The organism is Parathalassolituus penaei (assembly GCF_026626885.1).
GTDB classification, from domain to species: domain Bacteria; phylum Pseudomonadota; class Gammaproteobacteria; order Pseudomonadales; family Oceanobacteraceae; genus Oceanobacter; species Oceanobacter penaei.
In genome coordinates, this window is sequence record NZ_JAPNOA010000058.1 from 112,381 (window position 1) to 134,472 (window position 22,092).

19 protein-coding genes are annotated in these 22,092 nt (G+C 45.7%); 16 read left to right on the forward strand and 3 right to left on the reverse strand.

What is annotated here, in order from left to right; all coding sequences use genetic code 11:
• Window positions 1-55 precede the first annotated feature (55 nt).
• The 16 genes from OUO13_RS17255 to OUO13_RS17330 all read left to right on the forward strand — a co-directional run bounded on the left by OUO13_RS17255 (window position 56) and on the right by OUO13_RS17330 (window position 18,916).
• Entirely contained in the window at window positions 56-1,630 is a 1,575-nt protein-coding gene (locus OUO13_RS17255; RefSeq protein ID WP_283175145.1) for a sodium:proton antiporter, read from the forward strand.
• 611 nt (window positions 1,631-2,241) lie between these two features.
• A complete protein-coding gene (locus tag OUO13_RS17260) occupies window positions 2,242-3,492 on the forward strand; it encodes a lipopolysaccharide biosynthesis protein (RefSeq protein ID WP_283175146.1) in 1,251 nt (416 codons plus the stop codon).
• 29 nt (window positions 3,493-3,521) lie between these two features.
• Window positions 3,522-4,655: an acyltransferase family protein gene (locus OUO13_RS17265; RefSeq protein ID WP_283175147.1), complete on the forward strand. Its 1,134-nt coding sequence runs from the start codon at window positions 3,522-3,524 to the stop codon at window positions 4,653-4,655.
• Between the two features lie 26 nt (window positions 4,656-4,681).
• Complete coding sequence (locus OUO13_RS17270; protein WP_283175148.1) at window positions 4,682-6,007, forward strand: O-antigen polymerase; 1,326 nt, start codon at window positions 4,682-4,684, stop codon at window positions 6,005-6,007.
• Complete coding sequence (locus OUO13_RS17275; protein ID WP_283175149.1) at window positions 6,004-7,125, forward strand: glycosyltransferase family 4 protein; 1,122 nt, start codon at window positions 6,004-6,006, stop codon at window positions 7,123-7,125. The genes OUO13_RS17270 and OUO13_RS17275 overlap by 4 nt, the downstream gene beginning before the upstream one ends.
• Window positions 7,122-8,324: a polysaccharide pyruvyl transferase family protein gene (locus OUO13_RS17280; protein ID WP_283175150.1), complete on the forward strand. Its 1,203-nt coding sequence runs from the start codon at window positions 7,122-7,124 to the stop codon at window positions 8,322-8,324. Before OUO13_RS17275 ends, OUO13_RS17280 begins: the two co-directional genes overlap by 4 nt.
• A gap of 21 nt (window positions 8,325-8,345) precedes the next feature.
• Entirely contained in the window at window positions 8,346-9,464 is a 1,119-nt protein-coding gene (locus tag OUO13_RS17285) for a glycosyltransferase (RefSeq protein ID WP_283175151.1), read from the forward strand.
• Window positions 9,461-10,015: an LbetaH domain-containing protein gene (locus tag OUO13_RS17290; protein ID WP_283175152.1), complete on the forward strand. Its 555-nt coding sequence runs from the start codon at window positions 9,461-9,463 to the stop codon at window positions 10,013-10,015. Before OUO13_RS17285 ends, OUO13_RS17290 begins: the two co-directional genes overlap by 4 nt.
• Window positions 10,012-10,923: a glycosyltransferase family 2 protein gene (locus OUO13_RS17295; protein WP_283175153.1), complete on the forward strand. Its 912-nt coding sequence runs from the start codon at window positions 10,012-10,014 to the stop codon at window positions 10,921-10,923. The genes OUO13_RS17290 and OUO13_RS17295 overlap by 4 nt, the downstream gene beginning before the upstream one ends.
• Window positions 10,923-12,161 carry a glycosyltransferase WbuB gene (locus tag OUO13_RS17300; protein WP_283175154.1) on the forward strand — a complete coding sequence of 413 codons (1,239 nt, stop codon included), beginning with the start codon at window positions 10,923-10,925 and terminating at the stop codon, window positions 12,159-12,161. Before OUO13_RS17295 ends, OUO13_RS17300 begins: the two co-directional genes overlap by 1 nt.
• A 37-nt stretch (window positions 12,162-12,198) precedes the next feature.
• The gene (gmd, locus tag OUO13_RS17305) at window positions 12,199-13,326 is read left to right on the forward strand and encodes a GDP-mannose 4,6-dehydratase (RefSeq protein ID WP_283175155.1); all 1,128 of its coding nucleotides are present in this window, start codon (window positions 12,199-12,201) and stop codon (window positions 13,324-13,326) included.
• Between the two features lie 11 nt (window positions 13,327-13,337).
• Window positions 13,338-14,297 (forward strand): GDP-L-fucose synthase, encoded by a 960-nt coding sequence (gene fcl, locus OUO13_RS17310; protein ID WP_283175156.1) that lies wholly within the window; start codon window positions 13,338-13,340, stop codon window positions 14,295-14,297.
• 15 nt (window positions 14,298-14,312) lie between these two features.
• Window positions 14,313-15,332: a UDP-glucose 4-epimerase GalE gene (gene galE / locus OUO13_RS17315; protein ID WP_283175157.1), complete on the forward strand. Its 1,020-nt coding sequence runs from the start codon at window positions 14,313-14,315 to the stop codon at window positions 15,330-15,332.
• On the forward strand, window positions 15,332-15,805 hold the full coding sequence (locus OUO13_RS17320; RefSeq protein ID WP_283175158.1) for a GDP-mannose mannosyl hydrolase: 474 nt from the start codon (window positions 15,332-15,334) through the stop codon (window positions 15,803-15,805). Before galE ends, OUO13_RS17320 begins: the two co-directional genes overlap by 1 nt.
• Window positions 15,802-17,232, forward strand: coding sequence for a mannose-1-phosphate guanylyltransferase/mannose-6-phosphate isomerase (locus OUO13_RS17325; RefSeq protein WP_283175159.1), 1,431 nt, complete (start codon window positions 15,802-15,804; stop codon window positions 17,230-17,232). Before OUO13_RS17320 ends, OUO13_RS17325 begins: the two co-directional genes overlap by 4 nt.
• Before the next feature lie 259 nt (window positions 17,233-17,491).
• Window positions 17,492-18,916 (forward strand): phosphomannomutase, encoded by a 1,425-nt coding sequence (locus OUO13_RS17330; RefSeq protein WP_283175160.1) that lies wholly within the window; start codon window positions 17,492-17,494, stop codon window positions 18,914-18,916.
• A gap of 186 nt (window positions 18,917-19,102) precedes the next feature.
• Here the strand turns inward: OUO13_RS17330 and rfbB are convergent, their stop codons facing one another.
• The 3 genes from rfbB to rfbC all read right to left on the reverse strand — a co-directional run bounded on the left by rfbB (window position 19,103) and on the right by rfbC (window position 21,842).
• Window positions 19,103-20,167, reverse strand: coding sequence for a dTDP-glucose 4,6-dehydratase (gene rfbB / locus OUO13_RS17335; protein WP_283175161.1), 1,065 nt, complete (start codon window positions 20,165-20,167; stop codon window positions 19,103-19,105).
• A 212-nt stretch (window positions 20,168-20,379) separates the two neighbouring features.
• Window positions 20,380-21,279, reverse strand: a complete 900-nt coding sequence (gene rfbD / locus OUO13_RS17340) for a dTDP-4-dehydrorhamnose reductase (RefSeq protein ID WP_283175162.1) — start codon at window positions 21,277-21,279, stop codon at window positions 20,380-20,382.
• Window positions 21,276-21,842, reverse strand: a complete 567-nt coding sequence (rfbC, locus tag OUO13_RS17345; protein ID WP_283175163.1) for a dTDP-4-dehydrorhamnose 3,5-epimerase — start codon at window positions 21,840-21,842, stop codon at window positions 21,276-21,278. The genes rfbD and rfbC overlap by 4 nt, the downstream gene beginning before the upstream one ends.
• Window positions 21,843-22,092: the final 250 nt, after the last annotated feature.

Here is a 22,092-nt window from a genome sequence, read left to right on the forward strand (position 1 = left end):
GACCCGTTATCGGCACTGGTAGCGGGTCAGGAGCTGTAAGGTTAAGGAAAAACACGTGATTCTGACGGATGTGTTAACAACAGGCATCGATGCACTCCAGTTCTGGCTGGTGGTGTTTCTGCTCGTCTTCACTCTGGCTGGCCTGATCTTCAACCTGCTGTCCCCCGAAAAACTCTTCATTTTTGTCGCCGTGGTACTGCTGCTCTCCGGCACGCTCACTCCAGCACAAACTCTGGCCGGATTTTCCAACACCGGTATTTTTACCATTGCCGCTCTGTATGTCGTTGTCGCGGGGTTAAAAGAAGCAGGAGCAACCCAATTGATTCGGCGGTATCTGGTTGGAACCCCAAAAAACCAGCACGATGCCGCCATACGGGTTTTACCTGTCACAGTGGTATTAAGCGCCTTTGTAAACAACACTCCAATTGTGGCCATGTTCACCACCTTGCTGCAGGACCAGAGCAAACGTTTCTCTATTCAGCTTTCCAGTATCCTGATTCCCGTCAGTTACGCCTCGATTCTGGGGGGCGTTTGTACGCTGATTGGTACCAGCACTAATCTGGTTGTTGATGGCCTGGTTAAACAAAGTGGGCACCATGGTTTTTCCCTGTTTGAACTGGCGTGGGTCGGTATTCCAATTGCGCTGGTAGGTTTGGCGTATATGTATTGGGCGGCACCGCGCCTGTTACCCAAGCGTGAAAGTTCAATCGAACAGTTTGATCAGGTGCGGGAATATCTGGTTGAAATGTTGATCCAGCCTGGCAGTGAGCTGATCCGTAAAAGTATTCAGGATGCAGGGTTGCGTAATTTGCCTGGTCTGTATCTGGTAGAAATAGAGCGCTCCGGACAAGTCCTGTCGGCTGTTCGCCCTCGTACCTTGCTGGAGGAAGGTGACCGCCTTGTCTTTGCTGGTAGTCCGCAGTCAGTTCTGGAGCTGAATACTATTCATGGCCTGACACTGGCCGATGAGCAGCGTTTCAAACTCGATGGTAACAGCTCTGATCGTCGGCTGTTTGAAGCCGTGTTGTCACCTTCCAATCCTATGATTGGTTTGACAATCAAGGCTTCGCGCTTTCGCCATCGTTACAGTGCCGTTGTGTTAAGTGTTTCTCGCCATGGTGAGCGCCTGAGCGGCAAGGTTGGCGAAATCATTCTGTGTGAAGGTGATACCTTACTGATCGAAGGCCAGAAAGGTTTTTTGATGCGCTACCGCAACAGTCGTGACTTTCTGCTGGTCAGCAAGCTGGGCACACCGCCAGCCGCCGACGAACGCAAGGCAATTCCGGCTATCCTGATTTTTCTGGCCATGATTCTGGCGTCAGCTACCGGTTTTATCTCGATTTTTGAAAGCTCGATTCTGGCTGCCATGGCCATGCTTACCATGCGTTGCATCAGCTACGAAGATGCTGGCAAGTCAGTGGATTATCAGGTGCTTCTGGTTATCGCTTGTGCGTTTGCCTTGGGCGCTGCGGTGGATTCGGTAGGGCTGACGCGGGAAATTGCCGCGGTTCTGCTGCAGGTAACCAGTAGCCCGTTGGGTGCATTGGTTGCCATTTATGTCAGCACAGTAGTACTCACCGAGCTGATGATTAATAATGCAGCAGTGTATACATGTAGGGAACAGGCTTAATTTTCCCTGGGCCCCTTTGAATAACTCAGTGCCGCTCTGGCTTATCGTGATTCATCACAATCCCGAAAGCTCCAAAAGGCATTTGAGCGGTGTTGACGAACTTGAAAAGGACTCGTCATTTCACTGCGTTTGTCACCTTGCACACACGCAGTGCAGCACTCGCGCAAAGTTATTCAGTGTATTTAACATCTATTGAAAATTGAGTTTGAACAAATTTCAATTGATGAGCATGTCTGCTTATGATCATCCATATAATGTTAATAGGAGTCTGTGTGCTTATTTCTGACTGGTTTTCGTCATTACTGATGGCTCTGCTTACGGTAGGAATAAGGTCATTCTTCTCCAGAGTATATGAGCAAAGCAGCAAATGCTGAAAAATAGCGACTCCTGTTCAAGTTTACCAGCACTGATAAACGCTTTGCAGTCCACCCCTCGAAGTGGTGATTGCTCGGTATTGCAGGTTTGGGACTGTACTCTTGCCAGAGCGGACATATGTTACTCGGAGGGGCATTAGGTGTATCGTTATAAAATTATCAGACTATAAAAGTCTTGATTGATTTCTCGGGGCTTTAATTTTTTGTGATTACTAGATATAAAATAGGAAGAGCTTTGTGAGTATATTTGAAACATTCAAGGGGCTTAGATCTGGAATTGGAGCTAATTCATATGGTCAAGTTGTAAATATAGTAATTCAATTGGTTTCTGTCCCTGTATTTCTTTTCTTCTGGTCTGCAGAAGAATATGGTAAGTGGTTGCTTCTGGTTGCTATTCCATCATATTTGTCGATGTCTGATTTTGGTATTGCAAATGTTGTTTCCAATCAAATGAATATGTTGTCGGCAAGAGGAGAGTGGGCAGCTGTTAATGAATTGTTTGGCGGGACATTGACGTTGTTTTTTATTATCCTGAGTGCTGCTTTCGTTTTGGGTGGGGGGATTTTTTATTTTGATGATGCGTCTTATGTGGTTGTATATGTGCTTTGCTTGAATGTGATTTTGATTCTGAGTGGAAATTTAATACAGGCTGTTTTTAGGTGCTATGACCGCTATTCATCAGGTGTGTATTGGGATGTTAACTCAAGATTGATTGAGTGGGTTTCATCTATTGTTGCTGTTAGTGTTTCAAAAGATTTTGTAGTAGTAGCTTTATCAATGTTGTTCGCGAGAGTTGTTTGGCTTGTTTATGCAATTGTTTACTTGACTAAAATAAATGGCGATATTCATTTCAGGTTTGGCAGGATTGGTTGTATATCTCATTTAATAAAAGACTCAATCCGTTTTTCACTGATTCCTCTATCTAATGGTATAAATATACAAGGATTCTCTATATTGGTTGGTAGCTTGCTGGGGCCGGTCTATCTGGTTGTTTTTAATTCATATAGGACTATATCTAGGATGGCTATTCAGATGGTTTCTATTGTCAGTCATTCAGCTTGGCCGAAATTTTCAAGGATGTATGGAGCTGGAGGAGCTGGAATTAGAGATCTTTATGAATCGCTAACTGCTTATATATGGGTGGGGGTTATTGCACTAGCTATCTGTGTTTTTGTGTTTTATTATTTTTTTATTTCTTATTGGACAAACGGCGAGGTGGTTTTTGATCCAGGTTTGTCTGCTGTATTTTTTATCTATTCAATTCTTGGAGGTGGATGGCATCTTTCTAGAATACTTTTGATATCGACAAATAATCATGGGAAACTTGCTTTGTTTATGTTGCTCGCAAATGCTATTGCACTAGTTATAGGATTTTTTTCTGTGAACAGTGTTGTTGATGCTGTTTTGATCTTGGTTGCCCTTGAGTTTTTGCTTTTTGTTTATAGTCGTAAAGAAAGTGGTTTATTGTTGTCTGATTTTGATAAATGACGAAATTTTAGTTGCTTTCTGGAGAGGGTATGTTGACTGGTATTCGATTAGATTGGTTAGATTGGTTACGTTGTATATCCATCATTTTAGTGTTGGGAGCACACTTTCCGATTTCTTGGGAGGAGTCTGGAGTCTTTTTTCCATTAGCAGCTTTTTTTGCTAGAGTGGGATGGTCCGGGGTTGATTTCTTTTTTGTTTTAAGTGGTTTTTTGATTGCAGGCATGTTGTTTAATGAGGAGATAAAATATGGCAGGATTGACCTTTTAGGTTTTTATATTCGCCGAGCTTTGAAAATTTGGCCATTGTACTATTTGTGTCCCTTGGTATTGATTATTATATATCCTATTATGTTTGGAGGCGATAGGGGTGGTTTGATTTCTCAGTTATATCCTGTTTTTTTTCATGTCCAGAATTATTTTTTTCCAATACCTTCTCCTTTAGGGCACTTGTGGAGTTTGGGAGTTGAAGAGCATTTCTATGCCATACTTCCATTAATTATCTTGTTGTTTTTAAAATTTCGGAAGAGCATATCATCGCCAGATTTTTTTAGGGTTTTAGTATTTCTGTTGGTGTGTGTCATGGTGAATAGAGTTTACACCGTGTTTTTTTTGGAGTTTGAGTTGCTTGATATACGAGTTCAATCGCACTTTAGATTTGACTCATTTATTGTTGGGGTCTCGATGGCATGGATTTATTCATTTAGGAGATCCTATTTGGCTTGGGGAGAGGATCGGCAGTTTTATATTGTTTTTTTGATTTTAATGTTTTTTTCGTTCTTTTTATTGAATCCGAATACATCTCTATGGGTTTCTGCATTTGGCTATACATTTTTGGCTCTTGGATGGGCTGGGGTTTTGTATTTGACCGGTGTTTATTCTAGTTATTTTTCCAAATTTCGAATATTTAATGCTGCAGCATTTTTGGGGAAATACTCATACCCAATATACTTATTTCACGTATATTGCCAAAAGGCAATAAGCATTCAGCTAGAGCAAGGCTGGTTGGCTGATTACGGAAACTCTGCTCGTTGGGCTTTTGTGGCTCTGATTTATTTTATTAGCTCCATTGTTTTAGGTGTTTTAATTGGGCTTCTTGTAGAAAAGCCTCTGTTGGCTTTGAGGGAAAAAATAAGGCCAAGACGAATATTGGCAATCTATCAGTAAGAATATATTTATTTAAGGGTCTTTTTGTGGAAATTTATTCAGGTATTTTGGTCTGTGGCTTGATCAATCTATTTATTTGGTTGTTTTGGGCGTTTTATTTGTTTTTACTTAAAGTTCCGATGTATAACCCATTGTTCATGGTAATGGTTTATCATTTTATCGGATTTGTGATGAGGCCGCTAATTGTATATCAAAACAATGGATCGTTTTTGTGGGATAGAATAGGCATATATCCTACGTCTACGGAAGATATAGTGATTGGTAGTTTAATTATAAATGTTTCATTTTCTATGCTTATGTTTGGATATTTTTTCAGATCTGGATTTTCCAGGAAAATACCAATGTTAGATTTTCAAAAACTCGAAAGTTTAAATATTCGGCGTTTTTGGGTGTGTGTTTTAATTCTTACGGCCTTAGGTTATTATGGAACATATAAGTCATTTTTTGGTGCTGGACTTGATAGTGTTCTGGCTTATCAGTTTACATCGGAAAGTAGTGGTGTACGAAGGCTCCAGGATGTTTCTGGATATCAAACAGCTCTCGCTGAATTTTTGCCAATCATAGCAATATTTTTAACATTGACTTGCAGAAATAAGATTATACCTTTTGTTTTTATTGCATCGTTTATGATTGTTCGTATGTATGGCGGTGCCCAGCGACTTTCCTTTGTTGTTGTTTTGCTTGCCTTATTTTTTATGTATTTGATGTATTCAGGGAAAAGATACCCAAATATTAAAATTGTAGTGTTTGCTTTTATTTTTGCTTTTATTTTTGATGTGGTAGGTAATGATAGATATGCGATGAGGAAGATTTTTGCTGGTGAATCATCGATTTCTACTATTCTGGATGAGTATTTTCAGGAGCGAGGCGATAATGCATTGACTTCAGATGTTGTCGAATTTGATGTGGCTATGGCTACAATTAAAGTCGTTAATGATAACTCTGAATTTAGTTACGGTAGTCAATATCTTCGATTACTCGTGTGGCCTATTCCCAGGCAAATATGGAATGACAAGCCTGTTTTGACTAACATTGTCGAGTTGAATGACTATGGCGATTTTAGATATTTGACAATAACGCTTTATGCTGATGTTTACATGGCCTTTGGACTTTTTTCTTCTGTGATTATGATGTTCCTTCTTGGGTGGTTTATGGCCTATGTATATGAACTTGCTTTAAATAAAAAGTCTGTTTTTGGTTATATGTTCTTCTGGGTTTTTATTATATATATAAAAACGATAATGCGAGATGGGGGGGTTACTGTGTTTTATTTTTGGATATTCTCCATGGTTGCCGTTTATTTTGTTTCCAGAATTGGGCGGCTTGAATTTTCTAACAGGAAGGGATTATGAAAGTAAATATTGCGGTTTGTGGTAAATATCATTTGTTGAATTATGCTCTTTCTAAAGACTTTGAAAGTCTGTTAGGACGATTGTATTTGAGCTCTATTAAAGGGGTTGATGATAATAGAGCTGTTAATGATCGTATGAAGCAAATTTTGGTCCAGCTTCACGGTAAGATTCCTTTTAGATTTGGATATGAAAAATCGATTGTTTGGTATCATGATATGTGGCAGAAGTCAATGCTTAGGCGTTGGGAGTCTTGTGATATACTTCATGTTATATCGCATGGTGCGTCTTTGGATATGATTAAAAAAGCTAAAGATGAAGGTTCTAAGATTATACTGGAGGCGGTAAATACTCACCCAGTTAACAGATTCAATGTCGTTAATAAGCAAGCTTCGTATTTTGGTCTTCCTCTCAGGCAGGATCTTTACCCACGAGAATACCTAGCTATTGAGGAGGCTTCTTTATCGGATTCTCTTTTAGCACCGACGAATATTGTATCTGAATCTTATGCGGAAACAATGGCGTTTAAGTCCTCGTATGTACTACCTTACTGTGCAAATACCAAAAAATTTTCTGCCGGAGTTTTTAGAAATGAAAGTAGAGTAAAAGTCCTTTGTGTTGGGCAAATAGGGCTTCGCAAGGGACAGCTACACCTATTAGAGGCTTTGGATATATTAGATAGTAGGGTTGAGGTTACCCTAGTTGGGATGATCGATTCTAATGTTAGGAAAATTGTCAAAAAATTCTCTGGGCGTTTTCTACATGTTGAACGAGTTCCTGGAGCAGAGATGCCAGAGTTTATGCGAGGTTTTGATATTTTTATACTACCTTCATTAGAAGAGGGATTGTCTTTATCAATTCTCGAGGCAATGGCTAGTGGTTTGGCTGTTATTGGCTCTAAAGCTTCTGGGGCTGGAGAAATTATTGATGGGAACAATGGTCTGGTTATAGATACGGTTAATGCTGAAAGTATTGCAGGAGCTGTAAATACACTTGTCGAGAGCGATGCTCGATTACTAATGCGCAATTTAGCGATTAGTTCTGTTCAAGATACAATGAACTGGGTGGCTTATTCTAATAAGCTTAAAGAAATTTACAATGAGAGTGAGGAGTGGGTGTGAAATATACTATTATTAACGCCTATGGGCATTCAAACCGAGGTGATTCGGTTTTGTTAACGGAGTGTATTGAAGAGGTACTTTCTTTTGATGAATCAGCAGAAATATCTGTTCTGCTTTTTGAAGGAAATGCAGAACATGAGCGTGTTAATAGCTTTGAGAGGATAGGAAATATAAATGTAAAAGGTCTTGTTGGAAAGTTGGCTCAAGTTTATATATTAACTATTGCGCTTGCTTACGCTGTTACGGGCTGCAATTTTTTTTTGAAAATGTTACCTTTCTCTCAATGCCTATCTCTAAAAGAGATGGAAAAATCGGATTTCGTTATTAGTGCTCCAGGGGGGTATATTCATGATACAAATCATGCCTATATCATTGCGCTTTTAAATATTTTTATTGCTTGGTTGATGGGGCGTAAAGTGTTAATGGCCCCTCAGAGTTATGGCCCTTTAAAATCAAAATTTTCACGATTTTTTACTGGATACGTTTTGAATAAGGTGGATAAAGTGTGTGCTCGCGAAAGTTATAGTTATGACTTTCTGATAAATAAGGTTTTTGTAGAGCGTGAAAAAGTTATCAAAACTGGTGATAGTGCTTTTTGGAATGATCATCCAGATGATGGAGAAAAAGAATCGGTCGATGATAATTCTGAGATTCTTGGTGTGACAGTTGTTGGTTGGACATTTCCCGATTGTGATGATGCTAATAAAAAATATAAAGTGTATTGTGAATCCTTGGCACATATCTTAGATCGGGCGATCGATGAACTTGGGGCTAGCGTTGTGATTTATAATCAGGTGGATGATGATATAGCAACGGCGGAATTTGTGAGGTCATTGTGTAAAAGAAAAGATCGCGTTCTTGTTGATATATCTCCGAAAAGCTCCAATAAATTACGGAAAATAATCGCAACGTCTAAGGTTTTTCTAGGTACGAGATTCCATTCATGTATATTTGCAATGATGTCAGGGCGACCGACATTTGCCATCTCATATCTTCCTAAAACTGAATTTATAATGAAAGATTTGGGTCTTGGTCATAGAAGCTGGTCTATAAATGACATGGATGTTGAATATATATATGGGTGCGTTTCAAGTGATTGGAATAAAAACCATGATGCTGAACTGGAAATCAAAAATGCTGTGGCACGTTATCGCGAAGTTAATCTTAGTTTCTCTGATGTTATATCAAGTGTCGAATGATTTTGCGGGAGGTTTTAAAGAGTGAATATTTCATTTTTCACCCCGTCTATATCTAGAGCTTCCGGTGGCGTCGGTCCTGCTGTGATCTCGCTTGCCAATAAACTAGTTAGAACCAAGGAAATTGATTCAATTTATTTGAAGACATTGTTTGATGGTTCTGAAGTTTCAGTGGTTCCTGATGTTGATATTGTTGTGGATTTTTATAGCTCAATTAGGGCTAAGGATGTAGGTCTGTCAGTTTCGATGATACTAGCTTCCTTGGTTGAATCGAGTGATCTGACACATTCCCACGGGATGTGGATGGCTACAACTATGGCCCATAACCTCAAGCATTTAGTCAGATCAAATCCATTCATTCTATCGCCACATGGGATGCTTGACCCTTGGATATTGCAGCGCAGTGCCAAAAAAAAGAAATTGGCAAGAATCGCTTATGAAAATTATAGCTGGAGACATGCTGCCTGTTTTCATGCATTGAATGAATCGGAGGCTGATTCTATTAAATCCGTTGTTCCTGGTGCTCGTATCGAGGTGATACCTAATGGTATGGATTTTGGTGTGTCAGTACCCTGTAAAAATTTCTCAGGTATTTTAAATATTCTTTTCCTTGGTCGTCTGCACGAAAAAAAGAACCTTCATGCGTTGGTTTCTGCTGTTAATAGCCTGCCTGAATATGAATATAAAAGGCGACCATTTGTTCTTAGTATTGCTGGCTGGGGGGATGTTTTTTATCAAAACAAAATTGAGTCAATGATTGCCTCAGGCCATCCTGAACGATTTCGATTTATCGGGCCAGTTTTTGGTGCTGAAAAAGAAGCGCTAATCAATGATAGTCATGCTTTTTTACTGCCTTCATTTTCCGAGGGGCTTCCTGTTGCTATATTGGAAGCTTGGGCGAATGGACTAATTGTGTTGAAATCTGAATTCTGTAATTTGAAAGAAGCTTTTGGTGCTTCTGCTGCTTTGGATTGCGGCACTACCGAAGCTAGTATTTTGGCGGCTATTCGAAATCTTACTGAAATGACACCAAGCGAGCTAAATAGAATGTCGGCTAAAGGATTTGATTATGCTTGTAGCCGATATTCTTGGGATTTGGTTACTGGGCAATTTATTTCCTTGTATCGGGAGATTTTAAAATGAACTTTCCTAATGAGAAAAAAACGCTGCATTGTTCGGTGTTTTCTCTAGAAAATAAGTTGGTACGGCTGGCTTGGAATGTGGTCTATTTACTGTTTTTCCGATTCTCTCCTGTGTCTATGTTTTCTTGGCGTAGAATGCTGCTGATATGGTTTGGAGCAAAAATCCATTCTTCAGCTCGAATTTATCCTTCTGCTAAAATTTGGATACCTAGTAATTTAAGTATGGGGAAGGATAGTACGATTGGTCCAGCAGTTAATGTGTACAATCAAGGCCGAATATCTCTTGATGAAAGAGTTATCGTCAGCCAGTACTCTCATATTTGTGCTAGTACTCATGATTACAACGATCCTCTTCATCCGCTGATTCTTGCACCTATAACTATTGCGAATGATGTGTGGGTGTGTGCTGATGCTTTTGTTGGTCCCGGATCTCATCTATCCGAAGGGTCAGTAATAGGTGCGCGGGCTGTAATTTCGAAAAAAACAGAGCCATGGTCAATATATGCTGGGAACCCTGCTAAAAAGATCAAAGACAGAAGGAATTTTTTATGAGTATTTCTGCTATTATTCTGACAAAAAATGAAAAGCTTCATATTGAGCGTTGTATAAAAAGTTTGACTGATGCTGGTATTTCGGTATTTGTTATTGATTCTGGTTCAAGTGATGGCACTATTGAAATTGCAGAACGTCTTGGTGCTCAGGTTTTTTATAATCAATGGAAGAATTATGCGGATCAGTTTCAATGGGGGCTCGATAATTGCCCTATAAATACTGAGTGGGTTATGCGAATGGATGCAGATGAGTATCTGGAGCCTGATTTAATTGATGAGGTTAGAACAGGTCTAATTAGTGTTCCCTCAAATATATCCGGGCTTTATATTCGAAGAAAATATTTTTTTCTTGGGCAGTGGATTAAGAAAGGGGCGGTTTATCCATTGAATTTGCTGCGCATTTGGCGTAATGGTAAAGGGCGAATCGAAGCGCGGTGGATGGATGAACACATTGTATTGTCTGGAGATGGAAATACAATGTTTCTTAATGGACATATTGTGGATGATAATCTTAATAACACTCGCTGGTACATAGATAAGCACAATAGATATGCTGATCGTGAAATGATAGATATTGTTGGTCGTAAATACGATTTGTTTGAGCAAGATGAGTCAATTGCTAAGGATTCTAGTAATAATCAGGCTCGCATAAAGCGATTTGTGAAGGAACGGGTGTATAATAGCTTGCCGGTTTTTATAAGGCCTACTTTTTATTTTCTGTATCGATATTTTATACGTTTGGGATTTATGGATGGTGTTAAGGGATTTGCTTTTCATTTTATGCAGGGGTTTTGGTATAGAACTTTGGTCGATTTACGAGTATATGAGGCTGAAATGCAAATGAAGCACTGCCAGTCAAAAGCAGAGCGTGTACAGATTTTGAAAGATCTTACCGGGCTTGATTTGTAATGAATTTTCTAGTTTACAGCATCAATTACGCCCCTGAACTAACTGGTATTGGCAAATATAACGGTGAAATGTGTCCCTGGTTGGCTGATGCAGGTGATACTGTTCATGTAGTAACAGCACCACCGTATTACCCTGAGTGGAAAATTCATAACGGATTTAATGCATATTCTTTTCAGTCTTCGAAACAGCATGATGTTGTTGTTCATCGCTGTCCTCTATATGTGCCAGAAAAACCGACAACAATTAAGCGTATCCTGCATTTAAGCTCCTTTGCTGCATCGTCGGCGTGGCGCCTGTTTTCATTATGGAAGCAGAAGCCTGACGTGGTTTTTGTCGTTGAACCCACGCTGTTTTGTGTGCCTGCGGCACTTTTGTTTTGCAAATTACGTGGCAGCAAGGCTGTTTTGCATATTCAGGATTACGAAGTCGATGCGATGCTAGGGTTGGGAATGGCCGGTAAGTCGGCCGGCTTCATTGGCAGGCTGGCATATGGTGTTGAATCCTGGTTAATGAAACGTTTTGATAAGGTTTCCAGTATATCGTTCAGCATGCTGGAAAAGGCAAAACAAAAGGGCGTTGCTGCTGAGCGGCTGATGTTTTTTCCAAACTGGGCAGATACCGGGTTTGTTACCCCTGAAGTAGATGGCAGCCGTATCCGGGAAGCCTGGGGCTATAAAGCGTCAGATCGTATTGTGTTGTATGCAGGGAATATGGGCGCCAAACAGGGGCTGGAGCTGGTTATTGATGCGGCTCAGCGTTTTGCTGACCAACCCGACGTCAAGTTTGTAATGGTCGGTTCTGGTGCTTATGTTGATACCTTAAAAGCCATAGCTGCAGAGAAGAACCTGCCAAACGTCGACTTCAAACCATTACAGGCCTGGGAAGATGTACCTGCTATGTTGGCCATGGCTGATGTGCATTTAGTCGTGCAGAAAAAGGGTGCTGCCGATGCTGTGTTGCCTTCCAAGCTGACCAATATTTTGTCAGCCGGTGGATTCGCCGTTGTCACGGCGGAACCTGAAACTGAACTGGGGCGATTGGCAACGGAATATTCTGGCATTTACACCTGTGTTGAGCCGGAAAATCTGGATGCTTTTTGTACTGGCTTGAGTGTTGAGCTGGAACGTTCCAATGGTACTAACATGGTTGCTCGTCGTTATGCTGAGCAAAATCTTGATAAAAATGCGATACTTGCGCGGTTTCGTCAGGAACTTCTGACTCTTACTGGTAAGTACTGATAATTTTATAACTTTTGGTTTTATACAAGGGATTTTTATGTCTAAGAAAGTCGCTCTCATCACTGGTATCACTGGCCAGGACGGTTCTTACCTTGCAGAGTTTCTGTTGGAAAAAGGTTACGAAGTCCACGGTATCAAACGTCGTGCATCCTCTTTTAATACTGAACGTATTGATCATATCTATCGCGACCGCCATGAAGATAACGTTAATTTCTTTATGCATTATGGTGACCTGACCGATACTTCCAACCTGACCCGTATTCTGCGCGAAGTTCAACCTGATGAAGTGTATAATCTCGGCGCTCAATCGCATGTAGCGGTTTCTTTCGAAGCACCGGAATATACAGCGGATGTCGATGCTATTGGCACCCTGCGCTTGCTGGAAGCGATTCGTTTCCTGGGCATGGAAAAGAAAACCCGTTTTTACCAGGCTTCTACTTCTGAGTTGTATGGTCTGGTTCAGGAAATTCCACAAAAAGAAACCACGCCGTTCCACCCGCGTTCTCCATACGCGGTTGCCAAAATGTATGCCTACTGGATCACCGTAAACTACCGTGAATCCTATGGCATGTATGCCTGTAACGGCATTCTGTTCAATCACGAATCTCCACGTCGTGGTGAAACCTTCGTGACCCGTAAGATTACTCGTGGTTTGGCCAATATTTCTCAGGGTCTGGAAAAATGCCTGTATATGGGCAACATCGATTCTCTGCGCGACTGGGGTCATGCCAAAGACTACGTTCGTATGCAATGGATGATGCTGCAGCAAGAGCAAGCCGATGATTTCGTGATTGCAACCGGCAAGCAGATTTCTGTACGTGAATTTATTGCCATGTCTGCTCAAGAACTGGGAATCACCCTGCGCTTTGAAGGTGAAGGCGTGAACGAATTCGCCACCGTTGAAGCGATTGCTGACCAGGCAGCTGTTCCGGGCGTCAAAGTGGGCGACGTGATTGTTCGTATCGATCCGAAATACTTCCGTCCTGCCGAAGTTGAAACCCTGTTGGGTGATCCATCCAAAGCCAAAGAAAAACTGGGTTGGGTTCCGGAAATTACCGTTGAAGAAATGTGTGCCGAAATGGTCCAGAACGATCTTCTGAAAGCCAAACAGCATGCGTTACTGAAATCGCACGGTTACGACGTTAGTGTTTCTGTAGAAGGATAAGGAATCGATTTATGAAACGGATATTTGTTGCTGGCCACAAAGGCATGGTCGGTTCGGCGATTGTTCGCCAGCTGAGTAAAACCGACGGTGTTGAACTGGTTGTTCGTGATCGTTCGCAGCTTAATCTGTTAAGTCAGGCTGATGTACAGGCATTTTTTCAACAGGAAAAAATTGATGCTGTGTATCTGGCGGCGGCCAAGGTTGGCGGTATTGTTGCCAACAACACCTATCCGGCTGAATTTATCTACGAGAACCTGATGATTGAATGCAACATCGTGCATTCTGCTCATCTGGCCGGTATTCAGGATCTCTTGTTCCTTGGATCTTCTTGCATCTATCCGAAGTTTGCAGAGCAGCCGATGGCTGAGTCAGCGCTGCTGACCGGGATTCTGGAGCCTACCAACGAGCCTTATGCCATTGCTAAAATTGCAGGTATCAAACTGTGTGAAAGTTACAACCGCCAGTATGGTCGTAACTACCGCAGTGTGATGCCGACCAATCTTTACGGCGAGAACGACAACTTCCACCCGAATAACTCTCATGTTATTCCTGCGTTGATGCGTCGTTTCCATGAAGCCAAATTGGTTAATGCGCCTGAGGTGGTGGTTTGGGGTTCAGGCAAGCCGATGCGTGAGTTCCTGCACGTGGACGATATGGCAGCTGCGTCTATTTTCGTTATGAACGTAGATCAGGCGACTTACGAGTCATGCACTGAGCCAATGCTGTCTCACATTAACGTGGGAACAGGTGTTGACTGCACGATTGCCGAGTTGGCTCATACCATGGCGGAAGTGGTCGGCTTCACTGGGCAGGTTGTGTTTGATTCAACCAAACCGGATGGCACACCACGTAAGCTGATGAGTGTAGAAACGCTGGCCAAATTGGGCTGGAACTACAACATCAATCTGAAAGACGGTTTGGCATCTACGTATGCCTGGTTCCTGGCGAATCAGGATAGTTTCAGGGGCTGATCAGGAGCATATACGATGAAAATTCTTGTAACGGGTGGTACTGGATATATTGGTAGCCATTTTGTGGTGGTTGCCCAACAAGCTGGCATGGATGTGGTGATCGTTGACTCTTTGGAGAATAGCTCCGCAAAAGTAGTTGATGCGATTGAATCGATTACTGGAATCAGACCCTATTTTTATAAGGGCATTGATCATGATATTGGTTTGTTGAACGGTATTTTCTCAAACCACAAATTTGATGCAGTTGTGCATTTTGCGGGATACAAATCAGTCGCAGAATCGACTCGGGAACCGATGAAGTATTACCGTAATAACGTCGGTGGCACGGCGGTATTGATGGAAGTTATGCGTAATCACAACGTCACCAACTTTGTGTTTTCTTCTTCCGCTACTATTTATGGTTTTCCTCAGTTCAACCCGTATACCGAAAGTCATCCAATCTCACCGTTTAACGTATATGGACATAGCAAAGCCATGGTGGAAACCATGATGCAAAGCCAGTGCGGTGCGGTGCCTGAATGGTCTGCTATTGCTTTGCGTTATTTCAACCCGGTTGGTGCTCATCCTGGTGGTGACCTCGGGGAAGACCCGAAAGGTATTCCCAATAACCTGATGCCGTATTTGACCAAAGTTGCTGTTGGTGCACTGCCAGAACTCGGTATTTTCGGCAACAACTACGATACCGTTGATGGTACCGGTGTACGTGACTACATCCATGTGATGGATTTGGCAGAGGGGCATTTGAAAGCCCTTGAGTGGGTTAACAGTCATCGTGGCTTTACGGCGGTAAACCTTGGCGCTGGTTACGGTTACTCCGTTTTGCAAATAGTAGAAGCATTCGAGCGTGTTAATGGTGTGAAGGTCCCCTATAGCTTCAAACCTCGTCGTGCTGGTGATTTGCCTGCTTATTGGGCCGATGCCAGTACTGCTGAGCGTGTTTTGGATTGGAAGGTTTCTCGTTCGTTGGATGATATGGTTCGTGATTCATGGACCTGGCAATCACGTCATCCGAACGGATATGGTGATGACTCTTAATGACTTGGTTGGATCAACAAACCTTCAAAACCGTTATTAACAGCACACCTCTGATTTCTATCGACCTGATTGTTCGTAACGAACAGGGGCAGGTGCTGGTAGGGCAGCGCTGTAATCGTCCGGCAAAAGGTTATTGGTTTGTACCTGGCGGACGAGTCGTCAAGAATGAACTGTTGTCGGATGCATTCCAGCGCCTGACTCTGGCTGAAATAGGTACTGCGCTCTCCATTAAACAAGCCCGATTTATCGGGCTGTTTGAGCACTTCTACAGCGATTCAGTGTTTGATGATAACGTGTCGACCCATTACATCGTGAATGGTTTCGAGTTGGTGCTTGATTCGGCGTTGCTGAGTCTGCCGTTCGATCAGCACGATGGTTATCGGTGGCTATCAGAGGCCGATTTGATAGCCGATGAAAGAGTGCATGAGCACTCAAAATGGTATTTCGAAACAGATAAAGGATATCGGGCATGATCCCTGTAATTATGGCCGGTGGTTCCGGCACTCGCCTGTGGCCACTGTCCCGCACGGCATTTCCCAAGCAATTTCTGGCGCTGGATGGCCAGCTGACCATGCTGCAGCAAACCGCTGCGCGTCTGGATGGTTTGTCTGAACAGGCTCCAATGGTGATCTGTAACGAAGATCACCGTTTTTTGGTGGCAGACCAACTGCTGCAACACGGTAAAAAAGCCACCATTCTGCTGGAGCCGGTTGGCCGTAATACGGCACCGGCGATTGCGCTGGCGGCGTTTCAGGCATTGGCTCAGAACACCGGTGATGAAGCCCCGGTGTTGCTGGTGCTGGCAGCCGACCATGTGATTCGTAATACCAAAGCCTTCCAGCAAGCGGCCAGTGCGCTGCTGCCAGCGGTAAAAGCGGGCAAGATAGGTACGCTGGGTATTGTGCCTACCGAACCGGCGACTGGTTACGGATATATCCGTGCCGGTGTTGCTGCTGATGCCGGGTTTGTGGTGGAGCAGTTTATCGAAAAACCGAACCTGGCAACCGCTCAGGAGTATGTCGCCGCCGGTAATTATTACTGGAATAGCGGCATGTTTATGGTGCGTGCCGATCGCTATCTGGAGTTGCTTAAGCAGTTCCGTGCCGATATTTACCAGGCCTGTGAACAAGCCATGGCCAATGTGGTGGCTGATCTGGATTTTGTGCGTGTGAATGGTGAAGCGTTTAAAGCCTGCCCGGATGAGTCCATTGACTACGCCATTATGGAGCCGCTGTCGGCGGTTGCAGGTGAGCCACAAGTGGTGGTTGCTCCACTGGATGCTGGCTGGAGTGATGTTGGTAGCTGGTCTGCCCTGTGGGACATTGCCGAAAAAGACGAAGGCAATAACGCGACTCTGGGCGAGTCTGATGTGATTATGAGCAACACCACCAACAGTTTTGTGTATGGTGAAAAACGCCTGATCACAACGCTGGGCGTGGATAATCTGGTGATTATCGATACCCCGGATGCCCTGCTGGTTGCCAATAAAGATGAAGTCCAGAATGTGAAAAACATTGTGGCTGAAATCAAGGCAGCCCAGCGTAACGAGCATCAGCAGCACCGTGAAGTGTATCGTCCATGGGGTAAATACGATTCGGTTGATAACGGCAGCCGTTATCAGGTGAAGCGTATTACTGTTAAGCCGGGTGCGAAGCTGAGTGTGCAGATGCACCACCATCGTGCCGAGCACTGGATTGTGGTATCGGGTACGGCGCGTGTTACCAATGGTGAAAAGACCTATCTGGTAACCGAAAACGAGTCAACCTATATCCCGATTGGCCAGATTCACGCGTTGGAAAACCCTGGTGTTATCGAGCTGGAGATGATTGAAGTTCAGTCTGGTTCGTATCTGGGTGAAGACGATATCGTGCGGTTTAAAGACCTGTACGGCCGGGCCTGATGGCGTGGTGAAATAAAAGGGGCGCAAGCCCCTTTTGTTTTTGCAGGCTTTGTAGGAACGGATCAGGTCGCGGCTAACAGCTTCGCTGCTGCCGCTCCTACAGGGGCAGGGTGTTATGTTGTGGTTAACGATTTTGGGGTTAACGCTTATCGCGGCTAACAGCTTCGCTGCTGCCGCTCCTGCAGGGATGGGGTGTTATGCTTGTGGCCGGACTGGGCATGTGTTTTTTCGAATAATGGAATGATTTTGGGGGATTGGTATGTCGGTTGTTTCTTCAGCGGTGCTGGCTAATAGCGGCATCAAATTCGGTACCAGTGGTGCCCGTGGTTTGGTGGAGCAGTTTACCAACGAGGCTTGTGCGGCGTTTACCTGTGCGTTTGTGGCGGTGATGCGCCAGAGCTTTGTATTTGATCGGGTGGCGATTGGTATCGACCGTCGTCCTTCCAGCCCGGCAATGGCGGCGGCGTGTGCCGGTGCGCTGCAGCAGCTGGGCCTTGAGGTGGATTATTACGGCATTCTGCCAACGCCTGCATTGGCGCTGAAGAGTATGGCGGATGGTATTCCGTCCATCATGATTACCGGCAGCCATATTCCGTTTGATCGTAATGGCATCAAGTTTTATCGCCCGGATGGCGAAATCGAAAAAGCCGACGAGCTGGCGATTCTGGCGGTAGAAGCAGAGGTGCCAGCGGTTGAGCCATGTTTGCCAGAGGCTTCTGATGCGGCGGTGGCGTTTTATCGCAGCCGTAATCTGGATATGTTCCCAGCTGGTTTGCTGGCGGGTAAGCGTATTGGTTTGTACGAGCACTCGGCTGCTGGCCGCGATATCTGCCGTGATGTGCTGGAGCAGCTGGGCGCTACCGTGGTGTCGCTGGGTCGTACCGAAACCTTCGTGCCGATTGATACCGAAGCGGTATCAGCAGAAGACCAGCAGCGTGGCCGTGAATGGGCTGCCGAACACCAGCTGGATGCGTTGTTTTCGACCGATGGCGACGGTGACCGCCCATTGCTGGGTGATGAAACCGGTACCTGGTTGCGTGGCGATATTCTGGGTCTGTTGTGTGCCCGTTATCTTGGGATTCAGGCGCTGGCTGTGCCGGTGAGCTGTAACAGTGCTATTGAAGCCAGCGGTGCATTTGCGCGGGTTATGCGTACCCGTATCGGTTCTCCGTATGTGATTGAAGGCATGCAGCAGCTGGCGGGTGAGTTTGCCGGTGTGGCCGGTTTTGAAGCCAACGGTGGTTTCTTGCTGGGTACTGATATTCAGGTAAACGGTGCCTCGGTACGTGCCTTGCCAACCCGTGATGCGCTGTTACCGGCGCTGGTGTTGCTGGCAATTTCGGTTGCTGAAAACAAGCCGATTTCGGCGGTATTGGCAGAGTTGCCAGCGCGTTATACCGGCAGTGATCGTATTCAGGAGTTTCCGACCGAAAAAAGTCAGGCGTTGATTGCGGGCTGGCGCGAAGACGTGGCCGGTTTACTGGCGTTTCTGGGAATGTCGGCCGAGGTGGTGGATGTGAACAATACCGATGGTCTGCGTTTGACGCTGGACAATGGTGAGGTGGTGCATTTGCGTCCGTCGGGTAACGCACCTGAGTTGCGCTGTTATGCCGAGTCGGCGTCGGCGGAAGCCGCCAGCCAGTTGGTAACCTTTGTGTTGGGCAAGTTGGCCAGTCTGCGTTAATGCGAGGGCTAGCCTTTTCGTGTTATCCCGAGATTGTGATGGGCATAAATGCCCATCCTACCGGTTTGTCTGTCGCGAAGATCGTGATGATAGGGATGCTTATGTAAGTAATGCGCATTAGATCTCGGCTAACAGCTTCGTTTTTTCCGTTTCTGGCGTTCTTGCTGCGGAGTTTGTTTACCGGGATTAAATTCCTAATCTTTGCAGGCGGTATTCACCGCTGATGACCTGTTGCCACCATTGCGGGTTGGCCAGGTACCATTCCACGGTTTTGCGGATGCCGGTTTCAAAATTCTCGGTTGGTTCCCAGCCGAGTTGCTGTTTGATTTTGTCGCAGTTAATGGCGTAGCGGCGGTCGTGTCCAGGTCTGTCTTCCACAAAGCGTATCAGGTCGCGGTAGTGCCGAATGCCTTCTGGTTTGTTGGGAGCCAGTTCTTCCAGCAGGCTGCACAGGGTTTCAACGATGCTGATATTGGTTTTTTCGCAATTGCCGCCGATGTTGTAGGTTTCACCGGGAACCCCCTGTTGGGCAACGGTTAACAATGCGCGGGCGTGGTCGTCTACGAATAACCAGTCACGAATCTGCAGGCCGTTGCCATACACCGGCAGTGGCCGTCCGCTGATGGCGTTGAGAATCATGTGCGGAATCAGTTTCTCCGGGAACTGGCAGGGGCCGTAGTTGTTGGAGCAGTTGGTAATGACTACAGGCAGGCCCCAGGTACGGTGCCAGGCGCGCACAAGATGATCGGCGGCGGCTTTGCTGGCGGAGTAGGGCGAGCTGGGCGCGTAGGCGTTTTGTTCTGTGGCCGCGGCGGCTGAGTGTTCGAGGTCGCCGTACACTTCGTCGGTGGATACATGCACCAGCTTGAATTGCCTGCGGCGAGTTTCTGGCAGCTGCTGCCAGTAATCGCGGCTGGCTTGTAACAGGTTAAAGGTGCCGACGATATTGGTCTGAATAAAATCATCCGGGCCATCGATGGAGCGGTCGACATGGCTTTCCGCCGCCAGGTGCAGAATGGCATCGGGCTGGGTGTTGTTGATGATCTGCTGCAGCTGGTTGAAGTGGCGAATATCGCCTTCAACAAACTGGTAATCCGGGTGGTCGGCCACCGGCTGCAATGAGCTGAGATTACCCGCGTAGGTCAGGCAATCCAGATTGGTGATCCGGAACGGGGTCGGGCATTCCAGCAGAGCGTGACGGATCAGGGCGCTGCCAATAAAACCGGCGCCGCCGGTAATCAGAAGTTTCATGAAAAACAGGTGTACCAAAATTCAGAAGGCCACAGTGCGCTGGCGGCCGGGGCCGACAGTTTACGTGATTATTAGCGATGTGCATCTGGGCTTGGTGGTTTGGCAGGTGTTACAGGAGCGGCTTCTGTGCGGAGTGTATCGCGGCTAACAGCTTCGCTGCTACCGCTCCTGCAGCGATCTGCAGGGGACGTCTGTGCGTGTTGGTTGCTGTTTTACCCTTGCCGTTCTTGCAGCCATTGGCTTAATCCTGCGCGCCAATCTGACAAGGTTAACCCCAGATCACGCGCTTGCTGGCAATCCAGCACTGACCACTGCGGGCGTGTGGCTTTGGCACCAAACTCCGCCGAGCTGACCGGTGTGATTGCGGGCACTGCAGCTAACAGCCCTTGGGTATGAGCCTCTCGCACCAGAACCTGAGCATACTGCCACCAGGTAAGAGCTGAGCTTCCGCTGTAATGCAAAATCGGCGGCAGTGTTCGGCCTTCGACCATGTGTATACCCAGGGTTATCAGGGTGTTAGCGAGGTCTGGGGCCCAGGTTGGGCAACCGGTCTGGTCGTTGACCACCCGCAGAGAGTCGCCATTCAGAGCCCGTCGCAAAATCACTTCCGGAAAATGGCGGTTGCCGCGTCCGAATAACCAGGATGTCCGTACAACCAGCCCGTTGCTGCCAAGAACCTGAACCGCTTGTTCGCCAGCCAGTTTCGATGTGCCGTAAACCGATAACGGTGCTACCGGATCACGTTCTTGCCAGCCGCGATTCAGTGGGCCGGAAAATACGTAATCGGTAGAAATCTGGATCAATCGGCCACCCATGCGGGTGCAGGCCGTCGCCAGATGTTCAACGGCCATGTGGTTTGCCATAAATGCGGCATTGTTCTGCTGTTCCGCTGCATCTACTGCCGTATAGGCGGCACAGTTGATAATCACATCTGGCAGGTGCTTTTTTATAAATGCAGTAACGGCTTGGGCATCGGTAATATCCAGAGTTTTGCGATCGGCCGCCAAAACAGCATATCCGCCAGCACGCAGCTGCGTTACCAGTTCCTGCCCTAATAATCCGCCAGCTCCGGTGATCAGCCATTTGGTCGACAGGTTGGTGTTGGCATTCATGTGCCAATACCCAATAGCGTTTGCAGCTGCTGCCAGTTCATGGCGTTCTGGTCGCGCTGGGAAATGATGACAGGCGTATCGGCCAGGGAATCCAGTGGCCACTTGATGCCAATGGTCGGGTCGTCCCAGCGTACGGAATATTCATCGTCAGGTGCGTAAACGTCGGTACAGCGGTACAGCACATCCGCGCGTTCCGACAGCACCACAAAACCATGCGCCATACCGGGTGGCACCCACAGCTGGTGATGGTTCTGATCGTTCAGCATGGTTCCACACCATTGCCCCAAAGTGGGGGAGGCGGGGCGAATGTCCACTGCTACATCGAAGATTTCACCGCTTACTACCCGCACCAGTTTGCCTTGTGGGTGCTGGAGTTGAAAATGCAAACCACGCAGCACGCCACGGCAGGAGCGGGAGTGATTGTCTTGCACAAAATTTGTTGGCAAGCCCAGCTCCTGAAAGCGTTGTTTGTGGAAGGTTTCCTGAAAAAAACCGCGTTCATCCCGAAAAACCCTGGGTTCCAGCAGTAATACGCCATCCAGCGCCAGCGGGGTAACCTTCATTTGTATATCTCGCCCAAAATCATAAGGATGTAAGGATAACACCGGACGTGTTCGGCATGTTTAACGATGGGTTGATCGTGCAGGAGTGGCTCGGGACGCGCAGTTGTTAGCCGCGAAGCCTGGAAGGATTAACGGGGTTTGTGATGTAACCGGACGTTCGTTCTAACGGTTCTTATAGCCAACCTTGATCGCGGCTAACAGCGTCTGTTCGGTTTGTATCGCGGCTAACAGCTGCGCTGTTGCCGCTCCT